This window comes from Pseudomonas sp. PNPG3, from assembly GCF_023093815.1.
Lineage (GTDB): Bacteria > Pseudomonadota > Gammaproteobacteria > Pseudomonadales > Pseudomonadaceae > Aquipseudomonas > Aquipseudomonas asiatica.
Map to the genome: position 1 here is coordinate 1 of NZ_JALLKV010000008.1, position 20,562 is coordinate 20,562.

A 20,562-nucleotide genomic window follows, 5' to 3' on the forward strand; every position below is an offset into this window, starting at 1 on the left:
TCATTTCGCAAAACCCCTATCTGCGCATGCAGGTAGGGGTTTTGTCTTTCTGGCGAAAAAATTCCCGGGCATACGCAGTCCCTGTGGGAGCGGGTTCACCCGCGAACACCGGCATAGCCGGTGCCATCCACCACGTCGCCCGCTTCGCGGCGGTTCGATGCCTCGACACGCCTGCTCCCACCCCGACCGCAAAATACCCAGGTTGCGACAATATTCCCGTCACATTCACGTGACTTTCCCGCATCCACCCTACGTCAAGACTTTGGTTCGGGGCACTCCTGGCCCCGGGCTGAGCGATGCCAGCGTACCGTGCTGCGCATTTCCGGACTTCCACCGTCCCATCACTTGAGGTAGCAAGCAAGATGGCCAAGGCCGCCGATGTCGTTGTGCAATGCCTGGAAAACGAAGGTGTCGAGTATGTATTCGGTATTCCCGGTGAAGAAAACCTCGATCTGCTGGAATCCCTGCGCAAGTCGAAGATCAAGCTGGTACTTACCCGTCACGAGCAGTCCGCAGGTTTCATGGCTGCCACCTATGGTCGCCTGACCGGCAAGACCGGCGTCAGCCTGTCGACCCTCGGCCCTGGCGCCACCAACCTGGTCACCGCCAGCGCCTACGCCTACCTGGGCGGCATGCCGATGATGATGATCACCGGCCAGAAGCCGATCAAGAAGTCCAAGCAGGGCCGCTTCCAGATCATCGACGTGTGCGGCATGATGGCCCCCATCACCAAGTATACCCACCAGTTCGCCTCCGCCGACAACATCCCGGCCCGTATGCGCGAAGCCTTCCGCCTGGCCGAAGAAGAGAAGCCGGGTGCCGTGCACCTGGAGCTTCCGGAAGACATCGCCGCCGAGCAGACCGAAAGCCTGCCGATTCCGCCTAGCCTGAGCCGCCGCCCGCTGGCCGAGCACAAGGCCATCGAAGCCGCCGTGGAAAAACTGCAGAAAGCTCGCAACCCGATCCTGGTGATCGGCGCCGGCGCCAACCGCAAGATGACCGCCAAGGTCCTCAAGCAACTGATCGACAAGACCGGTATCCCGTTCATCACCACCCAGATGGGCAAAGGTGTGGTCGACGAGCGCCACCCGCGCTTCCTGGGCAACGCCGCACTGTCGTCGGGTGACTTCGTGCACCGCGCCGTCGAAGCCGCCGACCTGATCGTCAACATCGGCCACGACGTGATCGAGAAGCCGCCGTTCTTCATGGTCCGTGGCGGCACCGAAGTCATTCACATCAACTTCCGCTCCGCCGAAGTCGATGCCGTGTACTTCCCGCAGGTTGAAGTGATCGGCGATATCGCCAACGCCGTATGGCAGATCAGCGAAGCGCTGACCGACACCACACACTGGGACTTCACCCGCCTGATGGCGATCCGTGAAGCCAACGAAGCGCAGATCGCCGAAGGTGCCGACGACAACCGCTTCCCGGTCTACCCGCAGCGCATGGTCGCCGACATCCGTCGCGTGCTGCCGTCCGAAGGCATCGTTGCCCTGGACAACGGTATCTACAAGATCTGGTTCGCCCGCAACTACAAGGCACACAAGCCGAACACCGTGCTGCTGGACAACGCCCTGGCAACCATGGGCGCCGGCCTGCCATCGGCCATGGCCGCGCACCTGGTGCACCCGGACCGCCCGGTGATCTCGGTTTGCGGCGACGGCGGTTTCATGATGAACAGCCAGGAGCTGGAAACTGCGGTACGCCTGGGCATGCACATCACCGTGGTGATCCTGCGTGACGACGGCTACGGCATGATCCGCTGGAAGCAGGCGAACATGGGCTTCACCGATTTCGGCCTGGACTACGGCAACCCGGACTTCGTCAAGTACGCCGAAGCCTACGGTGCCAACGGCCACCGCGTGGAAAGCGCCGAAGGCCTGCTGCCGCTGCTGGAGCACTGCATCAAGACCCCGGGCGTGCACGTGATCGACTGCCCGGTCGATTACAGCGAGAACGACCGCATCCTCAACAGCGAGCTGCGTGAGCGCGCGCTGGCGGTGTAAGGTGTAACGGCTTTATTGACATCAACCGGGCCACCACAGATACCTCCCGATCCTGTGGTGGCCAGTTGGTGCTAATTAACAACCTCCTCACGCATCTCTTGATTGATCATTCTCATGTTCCCAACTCATTGAGAACACGAGACCATGACCATCGGCTCAACACACAACCATCCTGCTGATCTGGCTATCGAGCCATCCCTGTCCGTAAAGCCATGGGCTGCGCGTTACCCTAATCCTCCTGATCTTTGCTTTGATTATCGCCGTCTACTCGAACAAGAGGGCGGAGTTGCATACGCCACTCAGCCGGATCACCGGATCTGTATTGTCGGTGCTGGTGTTACCGGGCTGACTGCAGCCCGGGAATTGCTTCGTTGCGGCTTTACCCATATCACCTTGATCGAGCAGTCCCGGCGTGTGGGTGGGCGCCACCTCACGCTGGTGAGTAACGCAGGAAATCACAAACAGCCTGTAACCCCTTTTGAAATGGGGGCCATGCGCATGCCGTTCTTCAACAGGACTGGTGAGCCCCCAAAAGATGGGCGTTCGCTTATGGCCTATTACGCCAAGCTGTTCGAGCTACGAATTTCCAATTTTCCAAATCCAGGGACACCTTGGGTGAATGCCACTGGAATATATCTTCGTGACGGGCAATTAGAGGGTGAGAGAGACCCTGAGCTGTTGGTCTGGCGCAATCCCGAAGGAACGACACCACCCCCTTCTGCGATGCTTCAGCAGGTCTACGATAAATGGCGCCATTTTGCGGAGCAGTTCGCCGAGCGTATTGCTGCGGTTTATGGCACTTATGGTTGGGAGTCGATGTGGTCGGCGATCGTCAAGCGCTATCATCGAATATCGTTTAGAGATCTGGTGCGTTTACCCGCTCTTACTGCTTGGGACCCCGCAACCCCTGGTGATTTTGGCGGGGCTAGGCATGAGTGGCGACGAGTCGGCCATCTTCTATGCAATCGGTATTGGAGATGGTAGCTGGGGAGCGTTTTATGACGTCTGCTGCCTTTACCCGCTGCGTACAGCAATCTTTGGTTTCAGCAGTCATTTGCAGTTGGTGCATGGGCGTGTTGACCAGGACGGTGTGCCTTACGCTGCGCCCCATCTTGAAGCCAGCAGCGTCCCTGACAGTAAAGGATTGATGTTTCAGGGGCCAGCCTATATCGGGCTTGCGGCGATGGACGAAAGCCTCATGTTTCTGGACGTCGGGATGGGCGGTTCCTCGCTGTATGACCACCTGCTGCAACGAGATGATGGGTTACTGACTGACACTTCGGTCTGTTCCCTACAAAAGCTGGAGGATGGTCGCGTACGGGTCGGATACCGTTGGCATTGCAGTGATCCGGTGCAGGGGAACGTCCAATACGAAGACTTCGACAGCGTGATCTTGACCATTCCTTCCTGGCTGATCGAAACCAACATCCGCCTCGACGGTTTCAGCCGTCAGATATTGCCGCAGACGATCATGGATGCCTGGAAGCATGCTCACTGGGAGACAAGCTGCAAGGTCTATGCCCCGCTGAATAAGAGCTTCCTGGATCGCAACCCAGCTTTTCCGCAAATCCTGGTCACTGACAGTTTCGTTCACGATGTCTATGCCTACCGCTACAACGACCATTACGCTGATGACTGCATCCTGCTCAGTTACACCTGGGAAGACGATGCAACGAAACTGGCCGCGTTCTCAGATGAAGAACTGGGCGACAAGTGCGTGAAGGAACTCGATCGGATCCTCCTTAGCTGCAGCAACGTGGCTGAACCCATATCGCCTTATATCGATACCCGAAACATTCGCATACAGCGTTGGATGACTGATCGAAACGCGCTTGGTTGCGCAAAGTTGTATCGGGCTGGGACCTATTACGATGCAGTGAGCTTGATGAAGTACAACCGTGATCTGAGTGCCAGCTCAGGGTTGTATCTGGCTGGAGAGTCCTTCTCTGTTGACGCCGGCTGGACCGAGCCGTGTTTACGCACGGCGCTTGATGTGGTCATCAACCTGTGCAGCAGAACATCGGCATCGTTCAATGGTGGCTTTACCCTGAACCACTACCCACATTATCAAGTTGGGAAATAGCTGCATCCGGGCGTTTTTGTAGGGAGTTTCCTACTGGAACACCTCTCTTGTCCTTCGATCCCATAGGAACTCCCCGACTGTCACTCCCCCGCCCAACCCCGCTTTACTGGCGCCCTTCCAAAACAACCATAAAAGGAAGCCGCCATGTCTGAACACTGCACGCCCGTCAGCCCCGTACGTATCGCTGTCATCCAGTACGACCCTCAGGTCGGGCTGGAGCATTGTGATGGCAACCTGAGCAAGGGCCTGGCATTGGCCCGGTGCGCGGCGCGTGAAGGCGCCAACCTGATCGTGCTACCCGAGCTGGCCAACACCGGCTACACCTTCCACACGCGTGCAGAGGCCTATGCCCACGCCGAAACGCTGGAGGAGGGGCGCAGCCTGAAAGCCTGGGCGGATTTCGCCAAGGAGTACCAGGTATATCTGGCTGCGGGTTTTGCCGAACGCGAGGGACTGAAACTTTTCGACAGTGCCGTTCTGTTCGGTCCGCAAGGCTTGCTCGGGCATTACCGCAAGGCCCATCTGTGGAACCAGGAAAAGCTCTGGTTCACCCCTGGCGACCTGGGCTTCCCTGTGTTCGAGACACCGATCGGCCGTATCGGCCTGCTGATCTGCTGGGATATCTGGTTCCCGGAAGTGCCGCGGCTGATGGCTGCGCAAGGCGCCGACATCATCTGCAGCCTGAACAACTGGGTATGGACGCCACCACCACTGTTCGATGAATCAGGGCGCTGCATGGCGTCCTACCTGACCATGACGGCGGCACACGCCAACAACGTTTACATCGCTGCCGCCAATCGCATAGGTAGCGAGCGGGGCGGTCGCTTCCTGGGCTGTTCACTGATTGCCGGTACCAATGGCTGGCCCATCGGCGAGGTGGCCAGTGCAGAGGAGGAGGGCATTCTCTACGCCGATGTCGACCTCAGCAGCGCCCGCTCGGCGCCGATCTGGAACAGCCTCAACGACCTGCCGCGAGACAGGCGCACCGACCTTTACGATGCGACGCTTGGCTATCGCCTTCATGCACCTATGCCCCGCTGAGGAGTTGCACATGAAAACGCTACTCTTCCCCAACCGGCAGCGTTCGTCGGTGTTGATCCTTGCCTGCCTGCTGGTGCTGCTGGCAGCCAGCCTTGTACAGGGCCAATGGCCGGACTACATGCAACTGGCCGCGACGCTCGATCAGCCGCTAAGCCGCCTGCGCTGGATAGTTGGTGATATCAGCGAAGTGGCCTTCTATAAGCACGAGTTGCCCGCCCTGGGCTTGCTACTGGGAGCTTGCCTGGCGCATTGGGCCCATGTGCATGGGTATCGCTGGCACGGCTTTGCCATCTGCTACGGCAGCGGACTATGGCCGTGGGTGTTCACCAGTTCGCTGCTGGGCTTGTTGCTCAGTCACGCGTTGTGGGGATGGACCTTGGCCAGTGGCACCTGGCAACCAACCTTCGTTGCTTTCGTATCCTTGCCAGCAGCCATGGTGCTGTTGTTTGGTGCGGGTTGGCAGGTGACCATCACCGGCGCACTGCTGGGAGCGCTGTTGGTAACACCAGCCAGCCTGTTGATGGTCAACTACCTGTGCTATCCCCTGCAGTTGCCGGTGGTAGTCGGCAACGTAGGTGGCATGGCGCTGGCAAGCGTGATTGCGTTCATGCTGTGCTGGCGCTTTCCATCATGGGTACGGCCCAGCCACCCGACCGCCGCACCTGAATCCGATGCGGCCCAGCCCGACTACGGTGTGGCCTGGACCTTGCGGCGTGTACTGGCCGATTTCAGCGAAGCGCCATTCTTCGGTAATGAACTGGCCAGCCTCGGGCTACTGTTGGGGGTGTTCCTGGCATACATGCTGGCCCCCGCTGCGCCAGTCTACGGTTCGCTGCTGCTGATACCGCTGGTTGCCGGGCAGGCGCTGGCATCACTGGTGGGAGTCGTGTTCTGGCGTCGCCAATGGCAGGCGCGAGGCTGGTACCCCACTTACATTCCCATCGTCTCTATCGTACCTGCCGCTGTGCTCACCCACGGTGGAGACTGGCAAGTGGTCGTAGCCAGTGCAGTGCTGGGCGCGCTGGTAGCGCCACCGTTGGCAGTGGCCATCAGTCAGCGCTTGCCGGCCTACATGCATGGTTACATCGGCAATGTAGTGTCGATGGCCATCAGCACACTGGCGATCGTTCCGCTGGTCGGGCTGCTTGCTGGAGGTGGCGTATGAAAGCGCATGCAAACCTGCCTAAGTTGTCGATTGCCAGCCTTGGAGGGACGGTGAGCATGCGGGCAAGTGCGAGCGAATGCGGGGTGATGCCCAAGCTTGACTGCGATGAACAACTGGCCGAGTTGCCGCAACTGCGTGAGATGGCCCAGCTTGAAGCTGCCACTTTGGGTCTGCTGCCCAGTGCCTCGCTGGGCTTTGCGGCGATGCTCGAGGTGCTGGCCTGGGCCCGGGGCGAGGTGGCTCGCGGAGCACACGCGGTGATACTGACCCAAGGTACCGACAGCCTCGAGGAAACGGCGTATTTCCTCGATCTGCTCTGGCCGTTCGATGCGCCATTGGTAATGACCGGTGCCATGCGCGCGGCCAGCCAGCCGGGCAACGACGGCCCGGCCAACCTGCTGGCTGCGGCGCAGGTTGCACTGGCGCCGGGCAGCCGTGGGCGCGGCGTTCTGGTACTGATGAATGATCAGGTCCACTGTGCTGCAAGGGTTCGCAAGACGGCAAGCCTCGCGATGGCTGCATTCGAATCGCCCGGGTGCGGAGCGCTGGGCGATGTTGTGGAAGGTGCTGTGGTATATCGTCAGCCATCTGGCCCACGAGAGGTGCTGCCGTTACCGCATCGCACCGGGCACCGGGTTGCAATGCTGGAAGCGTGCCTGGACGCAGACACGGCGTTGTTGAAGGCTACAGCGGCACTGGGCTACGAGGGGCTGGTCATCGCCGGTTTTGGTGCCGGCCACGTTTCCGGTAGCTGGTCCGAAGTGCTTGGCCATCTCGCGCCGACCTTGCCAGTGATTGTTGCTACCCGCACAGGCAGTGGCCCAACAGCCACGGCCTCTTACGGTTTTGCCGGTGCCGAGATCGATCTGCAGAGCAAGGGGGTACATATGGCGGGGCAGTTGTGTCCGCGCAAGTGTCGCATTCTGCTATGGCTGTTGATCGGAACTGGCAGGCAGCAACTGCTGCATGGCTGGTTGCCACGTTAAGCAATCTGCCCGCAAAGCTGTAAGCGCGGGCAGCCCTTCTGGCGTTGCTGTGCTAGGGTGCACACACTTTTGCTTCCCAGGATGTTCACCCATGCTCCCCGCACTCAGCGAAAAAGAACTCGACCGCCTCGAAGACCTGTTGATCACCTACGGCAATGACTACTCGGTACTCAACCTGGCCGAGCTCAATGGCTTTTTCACTGCACTGGCCAGCTCACCGACCACTGTCACCCCGGAACAGTGGCTGCCCGCGGTGGCTGGTGGCAAGGTGCCGAAATTCAAGAAGCCGGCACATGAAGAGGCGTATACGGCATTGATGCTGCGCTATGCCAGCCAGGTGGCAGAGGAGTTGGGGGACGACGTCGATCACTTCGAGCCGCTGTTCGAGGAAAGTGAAGGCGAGGCAGGCACGGTGGTCGTGATGGAGGAATGGTGCTTCGGCTATATGCGCGGCACCCAGGTCGCTGGCTGGGCCGAGCTGCCGCCGGAGCAGGACCGACTGCTCAAGGCCATTTCGCTGCATGGGCTCGAGGACAACTTCGAGCTGCTGGACCAGATGAGCGAAGAGGACATCCAGGCCTGTGTGCCGCAGGTGATCGAGGCTGCGCGTGGGTTGTTCCGGTATTTCAACAAGCTGCACTGATCTTGCACCTGCCTTGATAGTACCGGCCAATATCGGTTTGTAGGAGCGGCCTTGTGTCGCGATAGGACCGCTCCTACACAGAGCATACGCGGATCTGGATACTTCCATTATTCCGCTCCGCGAAATTATGGTTTCCCCGCCACACGGATTCTGCTGCCAGCCGAACCGGTGCAGCATGTGCTCCACCAGCCCACCCCGGTGCTGATCAGGAGCCAAGCCCATGTCGAACCCGATCAAGCTTTACAACTTCCCCAAGTCCGGCCACGCCCATCGCATCGAGCTGATGCTTTCGCTGCTGAAGCTGCCCACCGAGCTGGTGTTCGTCGACCTGGCCAAAGGCGCGCACAAGCAGCCGGACTTCCTGGCCCTCAACCCGTTCGGCCAGGTCCCGGTCATAGACGACAACGGCACGGTGATCGCTGACTCCAATGCCATCCTGGTGTACCTGGCCAAGAAGTACGACAACGGCACCTGGCTCCCTGAGGAACCCGCTGCCGCCGCCCGCGTCCAGCGCTGGCTGTCGGTCGCTGCCGGCCCGTTGGCCTTCGGCCCTGCTGCCGCGCGTCTGGTCACGGTGTTCGGAGCCTCGTTCAACACCGACGAAGTGATTACCCGCGCCCATACCCTGCTGAAGGTGATCGACGCCGAGCTGGCCAAAACGCCCTTCCTGGCCGGTAGCACACCCACCATCGCCGATATCGCCAACTACTCCTACATCGCCCACGCACCGGAGGGCAATGTGTCGCTGGAGCCCTATGCCAACGTACGCAGCTGGCTGGCGCGGATCGAGGCGCTGCCGCGCTTCGTGCCCATGCCACGCACCGTGATCGGCCTGCAGACCAGCGCCTGATATCCCGCCACTGCGAGGAACGCCGCCATGCAACAGAACCCGGACCACCACTCCTCGCCCTGGCATGCGGGGGAGAAGACCCTGCAGGAAAAAGCCGGTGTCGCGGAGCGCATGGAGGCGTTCGGGCAGAAGGTCATTCGTGACTACATGCCCGACCAGCATCGTATTTTCTATCACCAGTTGCCGTTCATGGTCGCCGCCAGCGTGGACGCACTGGGGCGGCCCTGGGCAACGCTGCTGGAAGGGCCGGAAGGTTTCGTCAGCTCGCCGGACCCGCGCCAGCTGACGATCGACACTCAACTGCCAGCAGACGATCCCGCCACCCCGGGGCTGGCTGCCGGGCAGGCGGTCGGCCTGCTGGGGATCGAATTGCATACCCGCCGGCGCAACCGCCTCAACGGCCAGATCCACCAGGCCGGCGACGGGCAACTGCAGGTGACTGTGGAGCAGTCGTTCGGCAACTGCCCGCAGTACATCCAGCTGCGTGACTACACCCGTGTCGCGGAACCCGCCCAGGGGCGTGTCGATGCGACGACACTCGATGCCTCGGCTGTCAGCATGATCCAGGCAGCCGACACCTTCTTTGTCGCCAGCTATGTCGAGCATGTCGAAGGCCAGCGTTCGGTGGATGTCTCCCACCGTGGCGGGCGGCCCGGGTTCATCAAGGTCGAAGGCAACCGCCTGACCATTCCCGACTATGCTGGCAACCTGCACTTCAACACCTTGGGCAACCTGCTGGTGAACCCGCAAGCAGGGTTGCTATTCATCGATTTCAGCAACGGCAACGTGTTGCAGCTATACGGGCATGCCGAGTTGCTGCTGGACAGCCCCGCCATCCAGGCGTTCGAAGGCGCCGAGCGCTTGTGGACGCTGGAGGTCGAGCAGGTGGTGCGGCGCCCGGCTGCCGTTTCCCTGCGTTGGGCCTTCAAGGAGTACGCCCCGACCAGCCTGATGACCGGCACCTGGGCCGAGGCCGACATACGCCTGCAGCAACGCCAGCGGCAGCGCCAATGGCAGGCCTGGCGTGTGCTGCGGGTGGAGCAGGAAAGCCGTGATATCCGCTCGTTCTACCTTGAGCCTCCTGCTGGCATTGCGATGGCCTTTGCCCCGGGGCAGCATGTTCCGGTGCAAGTCCAGCTCGACGGTGAGGCGGCGCTGATCCGCACCTACAGCCTGTCCAGCGCGCCTTCCGACGGTTACCTGCGCATCAGCGTCAAAGCCCAGGGTCGGGCCTCGCGGCACCTGCATGAGCACGTCGTGGCAGGCGATGTGCTGAACGTGCGCTCGCCGATGGGCAGCTTCACGCTGGACCTGCAGAGTACGCGGCCGCTGGTGCTGATCGGCGCGGGTGTGGGTATCACGCCGTTACTGGCCATGCTGCGCGAGCAGTTGAGCAAGGGGCAGGCACGGCGCATTCATCTGTTCCATGGTGCGCGCAGCCTGGCCGACCTGCCGTTCCGTGAGGAGCTGGCAAGTTTGCGGCAACAGGCCGGCGGCCTGCTGCACGTGTACCGCGCCCTGAGCCAGCCGGAAGAGCATGCGCTGGCGGGGCGTGATTACGAGTTTGCCGGTCGGCTGGGTATCGAGCAGGTCAAGGCGACGCTGGCGCTGGACGACTACGATTTCTACCTGTGCGGCCCAGGCAGTTTTACCCAGGACCTGTATGAAGGGCTGCGCGGGCTGCATGTGCCGGATGCGCGGATTCATGCCGAAGCCTTTGGCCCGTCGACGCTCCGGCGGCACACCGACGATGACCAGCCCACCCTGCAACAGCCGCCCGCGGCCAGTGAGCCGGTGCCGGTGTACTTTGCGGCTTCGGCCAAGGAGGCGCGCTGGGCGCCCGGTGGCGGGACGCTGCTGGAGCTGGCCGAGGCTCGCGGATTGTCGCCGGAGTTCAGTTGCCGAGGTGGGTCGTGTGGTACCTGCAAGACCCGGTTGGTCAGTGGCCAGGTGCATTACCCGAACCCGCCGGCCGAGCTGCCGGAGGCGGGGTCGGTGTTGATCTGCTGTGCCGTGCCGGCCCGGTCGGAGGAGGGGGCGCAGGCGTTGGTGCTGGATCTGTAAGGTAGCTTGTCCCGGCCCTTTCGCGGGCTCGCCCGCGAAAAGGCCGGCACAGGCAACACAAAACGCTCAGATGAAAGATAATCCCGGCATCTCATAGCGCTCAGGAGCCCGCATGGACCAGATCCACCTGATGAAGGTGTTCGTCGCCGTAGGCGAGCTGGAAAGCTTCGCCGCCGCTGCCCGCCGCCTGGACATCTCCCCAGCTGCGGTCACCCGTGCCGTCAGCGCCCTGGAGGATCAGCTGGGGGTCAAACTGCTGCTGCTGCGCACCACCCGTAGCGTACGCCTGACCGAAGCCGGTGGCCGCTATCTGGAAGACACCCGGCATATCCTCGCCAGCATCAACGAGGCCAACGAAGCCGCCGCCGGCATCAACGCCACGCCCAAGGGCGACCTGGCCGTCACCGCGCCCATCCTGTTCGGCAAGAAGTTCGTCATGCCGTGCATCGTCCACTACCTGCAGCAGTACCCCGAGGTTGACGTTTCCGCCTACTTCCTCGACCGCATCGTCAACATGGTCGAAGAGGGCATGGATGTGGCCGTTCGTATCGGCCCCTTGCCCGACTCCGGGCTCAAAGCACTGCGGGTGGGCAGGGTCCGGCGCATGCTGTGCGCCTCTCCCGAGTACCTGGCGCGCCACGGCGTGCCGAAGCACCCGTCCGACCTGGCGGAGCATGCGGTGATCGGCACCACCAACCTGTCGCCGCGAGCCGGCTGGCGTTTCGGGGTGACCGATGAGCCGACTCTGGTGCGCATGAAGCCTCGCTTGATGGTGACCAGCAATGACGGGGCAATCGCTGCCGCCAGCGGCGGGTTGGGCATTGCCCGCCTGCTGTCGTATCAGGTCGCGGATGAGGTGGCCAGTGGGCAGTTGCAGGTGATCCTTGCCGAATACGAAGAGGCGCCGTGGCCAATCCATATACTGCACCGGGAGAGCAAGTACGGTTCGGCCAAGGTCCGCGCCTTCATTGACATGCTGGCGCAGGCGCTGAGGGCTCGGCAGCTGGACTGATTCAACCGAGCAGGGTGAATGTAAAGCAACCCGGGCACTGCTGTTCCAGCCACTCCTTGGCGCGTTCGCTCAGGAAGTAGCCACGATAGACATCCCCTTTGAAGAAATCGGCTTGCTCGTCGGCCTTGAGCACCTTGAGATACTGGCCAAGGTCGGCAGGGTCATACTGCGGGTCCTTGAGCAGGTTGAGCTTGCCCACCACGAATGCCTGCCAGTACTCCGGCATGCGCTTGGCAAGCCCAGGGTCATGCGGCAGGGAGTCGATGATCGAGCTCGGCCCGCCTTCCAGATCGAGGTAATCGGTAATGGGCTTGCTGGTATCCCAATGCAGCCAGTCGATGTGAACGATATGGGTCTTCTCCAGGTGCTCGTAACGCCCGACCCCCTTCAGGCCGCCTTTTTCCAGGGCTTCCTTGACCGGCTGGGTGAGCACCAGCGAACCCGAACGGATATACGCAGCCGGAGTGTACGGCCCGGCCCGCTTGATGCTGTCTACATCGGTATCTTCGTCCCAGGCGATCATGCCCTGGACCAGTGCTGCGCCCCAGTCTCCCCAAGGCGTTGGCGCGTTGTCTAAATGGTAGATATTCATACCAGGCCCCCGAGATCTTGCCGTTCGTGCCGTAGCTATGTTCATGGGCGGACCTTGATCCTGGCTGGTCATTCAGGCGAACTGAATGAAGAAGAAACCGGCGTCGTCGCCTTGCTTGCCACGGCGTGCCTGCATGTCCACGAACAGATAGCCGTTACCTTCGCCGAACAGCCCCGCATGCTGAGGGCTGGCTTCGGCCACGTCAGCATCTATCAGTTGCATCATGAACATGTAGCGCGTTGGTTCATAGATCGGGTCCTGCAGCCAGCAGGGCCTACCGCTGGGTTTGCTCAGGCCGATCCCGCTGTCCTCATCCTGATGTTCCTCGTCATGCTCCTCGTCAGTCATTTCTTCGAAATCGATGAACGCTCGCTCCAGCAGCAAGGGGGGATTGGCGGGTTCCAGCGGCTGGCTGGCGAGTTCGTGCAGGATGACCCGGGTAAATTCGCTACTGAGGACGTTCAGCAGTTCGATTTGTTGATTGACCGTATAGCGACGTTGGAGAGGGCGGCTGAAACTGCCATCCTGATGTTGCTCGACGGCGAGGAAAACCGTGATGGCCATGCCTGGTGGGACGAACATGGCCGGTTGGAAGTGCTCGCTCAGGGTCAGGATGGGCGTCAGCAACATGCCGGTTTCAGGGTTTCTCGGCCACAAGGACAGGTCCTTGAGCAAAGCCGCGCCACCGATCTGGCCGAAGCCGCGATCTTGTTGGGACAAGAGGATTTTCTTCATGGCTGGTAACACCCTTTGCGCTTGCGGACGACCTGGCGTAGCGACGGGTAGTCAGCGATTTTGGTTACCACTCGAACAGCCCTACGAAGTTTTTCTGGTCCACAGGGCCGCTCGAGCAACTGGCGCCACGTGCCAGGATGGAAGGCTCGAGGCGGTTGCCCATCTGGCGAACAGCCTGGTACTGGCTATCGCAACCTCCGGGCAGCGACGGGGCGGGCTGCACATGCCTGACAATGATGATCTGTACACCATTGAACTGTTCCACGCGAGGCTTGCCTCCATCCCTATCCGGGCTGAATTGGCAGGGCCAGGGCATGTCCAACTCTAGCAGTGATGCATCGGAGCTGCGCAGTGCGCAACGACCTTCGTGGTTCACAAGTGCAAGCTTGTGCCCGGCAAGGATAACTTCAGGCCCCGCATTCGATGACGGGGCGGGCGCCTGCGCGCATGCATTCAGGGCGATTGCAGCCAGCAGCGTCGGCAGGGCTTTGGACACACGCTTCATTTCAGTTCCCCAGAACCGGCCTGCGGGAACAGCGCTGAAAGCAACGGCGATTCATTCACCAGAATTCGATCTCCTATCGGCCCTGGGGAGGGCGTGTACCTGTGCGGAGTTGTTAATGTGCACAGGTGCGAAACTTACATAAAGTGCCAAAGTGATATCGCGCTGGCAGGCACTTCGAAGTCGGGTTTTATGGTTTATTCATTCGCAATTGTCAAGGTAAGCTAGCCGCGCTCTACGGTTTTCAAGGACGACAGTGCTCACTCATATGAATGGATCGAAGTTTCAAAAGGGTCAGGAACTGCAAAGATTTCTTTCCCGCTATTTCGGCGTTTTCATCGCCGAGTTGCTGCTGTCCTGCTTCGCCATTGGCGGCAGTGTTTCACTGGTGTTCTCCACCTGGCTGCGCAGCCCGGACCGGTCGCTGTCGGTGCTGGCATTGGCGCTGGCATGCGCGGTGAGCGCCGCTTCGCATATCGCGCTGGTGCGTGGATACGCCTGGGGCCTGCGGGGGCTGATCGGCCTGAACGGGCTGGCCGTGTTGGCTGCGTTGCCCAGCTACGCTTACCGGCCGCACATGGGCGGCTACGTCTCTGTTTTGCTGCTCGGGCTGCTGGCCTTGCTGGTCATCAATACCCAGCGCTACCGGGAAATGCGCGTGCGCCTGGTGGGCTACCGGGACATTCGCAGGGCCAACCGGCAGGCGGCGAAAGCTGCCAAGTAACGTGTTTTCGCTGATGTAACGAGGCTTCTGGATGAATTTGCGCCGCATGCGTGTCGGGTTCGCTGGTTTGCTGTTGCCATTGCTTGCTGCGTGCAACGGGCACAAGGTCGAGCGCGTGGTGGTTTATGAGAACAATGTCCATCACTGGCGCATCGAGCACGTGGTGGCGCAGAACTGGCCGGTGGGGCCACGTCAGTACTACGAGGTGTTTCTCAAGGACCGCTTGCTGATCCTGCCTGCCAATGTCTTCAACGACGAGCGCGACATTAGTGAGTTCGTTGCTGCGGGCGGTTTCGACATCAGCAACTGGCGCAACGACACGGTCATCGTGGCGTTCGAGAACGTGCAAAAGCGCGAGGGCGGCAACGAGCATTTTATCCGCTCGCTGATGATCACCCCGGAGTACAAGGAAGGGGAGGTGATACTGACTGACATGGCGACCCATATGCAGATCGTGGTGCAGCGGGTGGAGCCGGTTGGGGAGGGGAAGTAGCAGGGCAGTGGTGTTATAGACAGGCAAATGAACTAGCTGTGGATGTCACCGGCATTTGTGGGAGCGGGCAAGCCCGCGAAGCAGGCGACGCGGTGTATGGCACCGGCTGCGCCGGTGTTCGCGGCTAAAGCCGCTCCCACAGGTACAGCGTGAACCCGAAGCCAACGCAGTACCTGTGGGAGCGGGCAAGCCCGCGAAGCAGGCGGTGCGGTGCATGGCACCGGCTGCGCCGGTGTTCGCGGCCACGGCCGCTCCCACAGGTACAGCGTGAGCTCGAAGCCAGCGCAGTACCTGTGGGAGCGGGTTCACCCGCGAAGAGGCCCGCCCAGGCAAACCCGGCGCTTAAACCCCATGCAACCGCAGCGCCCGCTGCGCACACTCCCGCCAACTCAACTTGCGCTTCTCCACCGGCCCCAGCTGATCCACTTCCCCAGCCAGCACCACCGGCATATCCCGCATCCTCACCCAAGGCTCACTCTGCCAATACAACAACGTCGCGCTCCGCCCCCCAGGCCAGCACATCTGCTCCAGTCGCGGGACATCCTCCATCCCGTCCGCCTGCCGATCACGCAGCACCGCCACCACCTCATGCGTCAGCCACCAGCGCAAATGCCGGTTCTCCGGCACATGGTGATGCGCCAACAAGGTATACGCCCCGGATTCGCTGACCATCGTGGTTTCCTGGTACTTGCCATAGCGCAGCAACTGCACGGAGCGGTACTGATCCGGGTCGAGTTTGCGCATGCAGTGTTCGTCGTAGAAGTGACCACTCAGCCGGCCGAGTTCGTGGGCGCAGAACCAGGCTTGGGATTCGAGCCAGAGGGTGTGGAGTGGGCGGTTGCGGCGGGTGAATAGGGTAGGTGTATTGAAACTGTTCATCTTGGCCATCCTGATTTGGAGAGCCGCTGCTAACGGGAACGGAATACCGCTGCGTGAGCGTTCTTAAGCGCCGACAGACGTTATCGCGACGATACAAAGGTCACAATGAGAACCTTGTAGGAAGCTTCCTCTTCGGCTTTTTTCCTGCAATAAAAAAGGCTGCCAATCGGCAGCCTTCTCTATGCTTCGCTCGGATTATCAATCCCAGCTCAACGCCCCACCAGTCTGATACTCGATCACACGGGTCTCGAAGAAGTTCTTCTCTTTCTTCAAGTCCATGATCTCGCTCATCCAAGGGAACGGGTTGGTGGTCCCTGGGTACTCTTCCTTCAGACCAATCTGGGTCAGGCGACGGTTGGCGATGAACTTGAGGTAGTCTTCCATCATCGCTGCGTTCATGCCCAGCACGCCGCGTGGCATGGTGTCACGGGCGTATTCGATCTCCAGCTGGGTCCCTTGCAGGATCATCTGGGTCGCTTCTTCCTTCATCGCCGCGTCCCACAGGTGCGGGTTCTCGATCTTGATCTGGTTGATCACGTCGATACCGAAGTTCAGGTGCATCGACTCGTCACGCAGGATGTACTGGAACTGCTCGGCCACGCCGGTCATCTTGTTGCGGCGGCCCATGGACAGGATCTGGGTGAAGCCGCAGTAGAAGAAGATGCCTTCCAGTACGCAGTAGTAGGCGATCAGGTTGCGCAGCAGCTCTTTGTCGGTTTCGACGGTGCCGGTGTTGAATTCCGGATCGGAGATGGCGCGGGTGTACTTCAGGCCCCAGGCGGCTTTCTTCGCTACCGACGGGATCTCGTGGTACATGTTGAAGATCTCGCCTTCATCCATGCCCAGCGACTCGATGCAGTACTGGTAGGCGTGGGTGTGGATCGCCTCTTCGAAGGCCTGGCGCAGGATGTACTGGCGGCACTCCGGGTTGGTGATCAGGCGGTACACGGCCAGGGCCAGGTTGTTGGCTACCAGCGAGTCGGCAGTGGAGAAGAAGCCGAGGTTGCGCATGACGATGCGACGCTCGTCTTCGGTCAGGCCGTCCATGCTCTTCCACAGGGCGATGTCGGCGGTCATGTTGACCTCTTGCGGCATCCAGTGGTTGGCGCAGCCGTCCAGGTACTTCTGCCAGGCCCAATCGTACTTGAACGGTACCAGCTGGTTGAGGTCGGCGCGGCAGTTGATCATGCGCTTTTCGTCAACACGCACGCGGGCGCCGGAGCCTTCCAGCTCGGCCAGGCCTTCGGCGATGTCGAGGTCGTTCAGGGCAGCCTTGGCGCGCTTGACGGCGTCGGAGTCGTCGGCGGTGGCGGCACGGGCTTCCAGGGCGGCGGCACCACCGGCGCTGTCGAGCTTGTCGAGGGTGGCGGCAGCAGCGGCCTGCGCAGGGGTGTTGCCTTTGGCGGCTACTTCGCCGTCTTCTTTATCGAATTCGTCCCAACTCAGCATGGTGAGATTCTCCTGCTTGAGGGCCATCTATCAAGTATGGCCGGTGGATCTTGGTTGCGGTGCGGTGCACGCAAATCTGAGGTGCCCGAAAAGGGCTGGCCGCGGCTTTGCAGCCACGGCTTGTTGTGTCTGGCTGTGGAGAGGCGGCGGGAGTGCCGGCCTCATCGCGGGTGAACCCGCTCCCACAGGGTCCGCAGTGATGCGGAAAACGCATCGAGGCTTCCCGCAGGAAGCCTCGGCCTGGCCTTACTGGCAGGCTTCGCAGTCAGGCTCGTCGATCGCGCAGGCCTTCGGCACTGGCGCAGGGCCGGCTGCCTGGACCGGGGCGCTGTCGCCACCGCTGGAAACGGCGTTGAGCTTGCCGGTGTTGATGGTCGACTTCTCGGTGCTGGTCGCGGCCAGTGCACGGAGGTAGTAGGTGGTCTTCAGACCACGGTACCAGGCCATGCGGTAGGTCACGTCCAGCTTCTTGCCCGAGGCGCCGGCGATGTACAGGTTCAGCGACTGGGCCTGGTCGATCCACTTCTGGCGACGCGAGGCGGCATCGACGATCCACTTGGTCTCGACTTCGAACGCGGTGGCGTACAGGTCCTTCAGCTCTTGCGGGATACGCTCGATCTGCTGCACCGAACCGTCGTAGTACTTCAGGTCGTTGATCATCACCGAGTCCCACAGGCCACGGGCCTTCAGGTCGCGGACCAGGTACGGGTTGATCACGGTGAACTCGCCCGACAGGTTCGATTTCACGTACAGGTTCTGGTAGGTCGGCTCGATGGACTGCGACACGCCGGTGATGTTGGCGATGGTCGCGGTCGGCGCGATGGCCATGATGTTCGAGTTACGAATACCTTTCTTGACGCGCTCGCGCACCGGGGCCCAGTCCAGGGACTCTTCCAGGTTGACGTCGATGTACTTGGCGCCACGGGCCTCGATCAGGATCTGTTGCGAATCCAGCGGCAGGATGCCCTTGGACCACAGCGAACCCTGGAAGGTCTCGTACGCACCGCGCTCGTCGGCCAGGTCGCAGGACGCCTGGATGGCGTAGAAGCTGACCGCTTCCATCGACTTGTCGGCGAACTCGACGGCAGCATCGGAGCCGTACGGAATGTGCTGCAGGTACAGCGCATCCTGGAAGCCCATGATGCCCAGGCCGACCGGGCGGTGCTTGAAGTTCGAGTTACGCGCTTGCGGCACCGAGTAGTAGTTGATGTCGATCACGTTGTCGAGCATGCGCACGGCGGTGTTCACGGTGCGTTGCAGCTTGGCGGTATCCAGCTTGCCGTCGACGATGTGGTTCGGCAGGTTGATCGAGCCCAGGTTGCAGACCGCGATCTCGTCCTTGTTGGTGTTCAGGGTGATTTCGGTGCACAGGTTCGAGCTGTGGACCACGCCCACGTGCTGCTGCGGCGAACGCAGGTTGCACGGGTCCTTGAAGGTCAGCCACGGGTGGCCGGTCTCGAACAGCATCGACAGCATCTTGCGCCACAGGTCTTTGGCCTGGATGGTCTTGAACACCTTGATCTTGTTGTACTCGGTCAGGGCTTCGTAGTACTCGTAGCGCTCTTCGAAGGCCTTGCCGGTCAGGTCGTGCAGGTCTGGTACTTCCGAAGGCGAGAACAGGGTCCACTTGCCGTCATCGAAGACACGCTTCATGAACAGGTCAGGGATCCAGTTGGCGGTGTTCATGTCGTGGGTACGACGACGGTCATCACCGGTGTTCTTGCGCAGCTCGATGAATTCTTCGATGTCCAGGTGCCAGGTTTCCAGGTAGGCACACACGGCGCCCTTGCGCTTGCCACCCTGGTTGACGGCAACGGCGGTGTCGTTGACCACTTTCAGGAACGGAACCACGCCCTGGGATTTGCCGTTGGTGCCCTTGATGTAGGAGCCCAGTGCACGCACAGGGGTCCAGTCGTTGCCCAGGCCACCGGCGAATTTCGACAGCATGGCGTTGTCGTGGATCGCGTGGTAGATGCCCGACAGGTCGTCCGGCACGGTGGTCAGGTAGCAGCTGGACAGCTGTGGGCGCAGGGTGCCGGCGTTGAACAGGGTCGGGGTCGAGGCCATGTAGTCGAAGGACGACAACAGGTTGTAGAACTCGATGGCACGGGCTTCTTTGTCTTTCTCTTCCAGCGCCAGGCCCATGGCCACACGCATGAAGAACACCTGTGGCAGCTCGAAGCGCACGCCATCCTTGTGGATGAAGTAGCGGTCGTACAGGGTCTGCAGGCCCAGGTAGGTGAATTGCTGGTCACGCTCGTGGTCGATGGCCTTGCCCAGGCGCTCCAGGTCGTAGCCTTTCAGGGCCGGGTCCAGCAGCTCGAACTCGACGCCTTTCTCGACATAGGCCGGCAGGGCCTTGGCGTACAGGTCGGCCATTTCGTGGTGGGTGGCGCTCTCGGCCACGTTCAGGAAGCCCAGGCCTTCGGCACGCAGGGTGTCCATCAGCAGGCGGGCGGTCACGAACGAGTAGTTCGGCTCGCGCTCCACCAGGGTACGGGCGGTCATCACCAGGGCAGTGTTGACGTCCTTGATGGCCACGCCGTCGTACAGGTTCTTCAGGGTATCGCGCTGGATCAGGTCGCCATCGACTTCGGCCAGGCCTTCGCAGGCTTCGCTGATGATGGTGTTCAGGCGGGCCATGTCGAGCGGCGCCAGGCTGCCGTCGGCCAGGGTGATGCGAATGCTCGGGTGCGGCTCGACCACGGACTCGGTGTTGACGCGGGTGGCACGCTCCTTGGCGCGCTGCTCACGGTAGATCACGTAGTCACGGGCGACCTTCTGCTCGCCGGCGCGCATCAGGGCCAGTTCGACCTGGTCCTGGATTTCTTCGATGTGGATGGTGCCACCCGATGGCATGCGACGTTTGAACGTGGCGGTGACCTGCTCGGTCAGGCGCGCGACGGTGTCGTGGATGCGCGACGAAGCGGCGGCGGTGCCGCCTTCAACTGCGAGGAACGCCTTGGTGATGGCCACGGTGATCTTGTCGTCGGTGTAGGGGACGACAGTGCCGTTACGCTTGATCACGCGCAGTTGGCCGGGAGCGGTGGCGGCCAGATCCTGGTTGGAATCGGCGGCCTGCGGCACCTTGGCCTGCGGGTTCTCGCGAGTTGTGTCGGTTTGCATGGGTGGGTGTCTCCACAGTTTCTATATTGTTCAGGCGCCTTTTGGGCGCCCACCGTTCCGTCCACTTGCTCGATGGCCTGGCGGGGATGGGCAATGCATGCGCATCCGCCCGCGCGGGCGTACCAACTTCGGGACAGACTCAGGAATAAGGGGCAATGGCTCGCCGCTCCCTGGCCGAAGTCAAAGGTTCTGGGCCGGGCCCAAAAACTGTT

The 20,562-nt window shown here is 61.3% G+C and carries 16 protein-coding genes and 2 pseudogenes; 12 read left to right on the forward strand and 6 right to left on the reverse strand.

Annotated elements, in window-relative coordinates; all coding sequences use genetic code 11:
• The 10 genes and pseudogenes from MJ643_RS07780 to MJ643_RS07825 form a co-directional block, all read left to right on the forward strand.
• Positions 1 to 233 (forward strand): annotated as a pseudogene (locus MJ643_RS07780) (hypothetical protein); the annotation flags it as partial.
• 129 nt (positions 234 to 362) lie between these two features.
• Positions 363 to 2,006: an acetolactate synthase large subunit gene (locus MJ643_RS07785; protein WP_024087633.1), complete on the forward strand. Its 1,644-nt coding sequence runs from the start codon at positions 363 to 365 to the stop codon at positions 2,004 to 2,006.
• 144 nt (positions 2,007 to 2,150) lie between these two features.
• Positions 2,151 to 4,089, forward strand: a pseudogene (locus MJ643_RS07790) (FAD-dependent oxidoreductase).
• Positions 4,090 to 4,233: 144 nt separating this feature from the next.
• Positions 4,234 to 5,130 (forward strand): nitrilase family protein, encoded by an 897-nt coding sequence (locus tag MJ643_RS07795; RefSeq protein WP_024087631.1) that lies wholly within the window; start codon positions 4,234 to 4,236, stop codon positions 5,128 to 5,130.
• A gap of 10 nt (positions 5,131 to 5,140) precedes the next feature.
• A complete protein-coding gene (locus MJ643_RS07800) occupies positions 5,141 to 6,295 on the forward strand; it encodes a hypothetical protein (RefSeq protein WP_061551535.1) in 1,155 nt (384 codons plus the stop codon).
• Positions 6,292 to 7,281: an asparaginase gene (locus tag MJ643_RS07805; RefSeq protein ID WP_024087629.1), complete on the forward strand. Its 990-nt coding sequence runs from the start codon at positions 6,292 to 6,294 to the stop codon at positions 7,279 to 7,281. The genes MJ643_RS07800 and MJ643_RS07805 overlap by 4 nt, the downstream gene beginning before the upstream one ends.
• A 91-nt stretch (positions 7,282 to 7,372) precedes the next feature.
• Positions 7,373 to 7,924, forward strand: coding sequence for a UPF0149 family protein (locus MJ643_RS07810; protein ID WP_013973896.1), 552 nt, complete (start codon positions 7,373 to 7,375; stop codon positions 7,922 to 7,924).
• A gap of 220 nt (positions 7,925 to 8,144) precedes the next feature.
• Positions 8,145 to 8,774 carry a glutathione S-transferase gene (locus tag MJ643_RS07815; protein ID WP_208209695.1) on the forward strand — a complete coding sequence of 210 codons (630 nt, stop codon included), beginning with the start codon at positions 8,145 to 8,147 and terminating at the stop codon, positions 8,772 to 8,774.
• Positions 8,775 to 8,801: 27 nt separating this feature from the next.
• Positions 8,802 to 10,838 carry a pyridoxamine 5'-phosphate oxidase family protein gene (locus MJ643_RS07820; RefSeq protein ID WP_024087628.1) on the forward strand — a complete coding sequence of 679 codons (2,037 nt, stop codon included), beginning with the start codon at positions 8,802 to 8,804 and terminating at the stop codon, positions 10,836 to 10,838.
• A 112-nt stretch (positions 10,839 to 10,950) separates the two neighbouring features.
• Complete coding sequence (locus tag MJ643_RS07825; protein ID WP_208209694.1) at positions 10,951 to 11,850, forward strand: LysR family transcriptional regulator; 900 nt, start codon at positions 10,951 to 10,953, stop codon at positions 11,848 to 11,850.
• A gap of 1 nt (position 11,851) precedes the next feature.
• On the opposite strand, the gene MJ643_RS07830 is transcribed toward MJ643_RS07825, so the two are convergent.
• From MJ643_RS07830 to MJ643_RS07840, 3 genes are all read right to left on the reverse strand, one after another.
• A complete protein-coding gene (locus MJ643_RS07830; protein WP_169775184.1) occupies positions 11,852 to 12,442 on the reverse strand; it encodes a hypothetical protein in 591 nt (196 codons plus the stop codon).
• Between the two features lie 72 nt (positions 12,443 to 12,514).
• On the reverse strand, positions 12,515 to 13,177 hold the full coding sequence (locus tag MJ643_RS07835) for a hypothetical protein (protein WP_023661524.1): 663 nt from the start codon (positions 13,175 to 13,177) through the stop codon (positions 12,515 to 12,517).
• A gap of 64 nt (positions 13,178 to 13,241) precedes the next feature.
• The gene (locus tag MJ643_RS07840; RefSeq protein WP_013973890.1) at positions 13,242 to 13,442 is read right to left on the reverse strand and encodes a hypothetical protein; all 201 of its coding nucleotides are present in this window, start codon (positions 13,440 to 13,442) and stop codon (positions 13,242 to 13,244) included.
• Between the two features lie 505 nt (positions 13,443 to 13,947).
• On the opposite strand from MJ643_RS07840, the gene MJ643_RS07845 reads away from it, so the two are divergent.
• Together MJ643_RS07845 and MJ643_RS07850 are read left to right on the forward strand one after the other, a co-directional pair.
• Positions 13,948 to 14,403 carry a hypothetical protein gene (locus MJ643_RS07845; RefSeq protein ID WP_013973889.1) on the forward strand — a complete coding sequence of 152 codons (456 nt, stop codon included), beginning with the start codon at positions 13,948 to 13,950 and terminating at the stop codon, positions 14,401 to 14,403.
• A gap of 31 nt (positions 14,404 to 14,434) precedes the next feature.
• Complete coding sequence (locus MJ643_RS07850) at positions 14,435 to 14,896, forward strand: hypothetical protein (RefSeq protein ID WP_003259732.1); 462 nt, start codon at positions 14,435 to 14,437, stop codon at positions 14,894 to 14,896.
• A gap of 342 nt (positions 14,897 to 15,238) precedes the next feature.
• On the opposite strand, the gene MJ643_RS07855 is transcribed toward MJ643_RS07850, so the two are convergent.
• The 3 genes from MJ643_RS07855 to MJ643_RS07865 form a co-directional block, all read right to left on the reverse strand.
• The gene (locus MJ643_RS07855) at positions 15,239 to 15,775 is read right to left on the reverse strand and encodes a Bro-N domain-containing protein (protein WP_041505643.1); all 537 of its coding nucleotides are present in this window, start codon (positions 15,773 to 15,775) and stop codon (positions 15,239 to 15,241) included.
• A 198-nt stretch (positions 15,776 to 15,973) separates the two neighbouring features.
• A complete protein-coding gene (locus MJ643_RS07860; RefSeq protein WP_024087598.1) occupies positions 15,974 to 17,224 on the reverse strand; it encodes a ribonucleotide-diphosphate reductase subunit beta in 1,251 nt (416 codons plus the stop codon).
• Positions 17,225 to 17,470: 246 nt separating this feature from the next.
• On the reverse strand, positions 17,471 to 20,350 hold the full coding sequence (locus MJ643_RS07865) for a ribonucleoside-diphosphate reductase subunit alpha (RefSeq protein ID WP_013973842.1): 2,880 nt from the start codon (positions 20,348 to 20,350) through the stop codon (positions 17,471 to 17,473).
• Positions 20,351 to 20,562 lie beyond the last annotated feature (212 nt).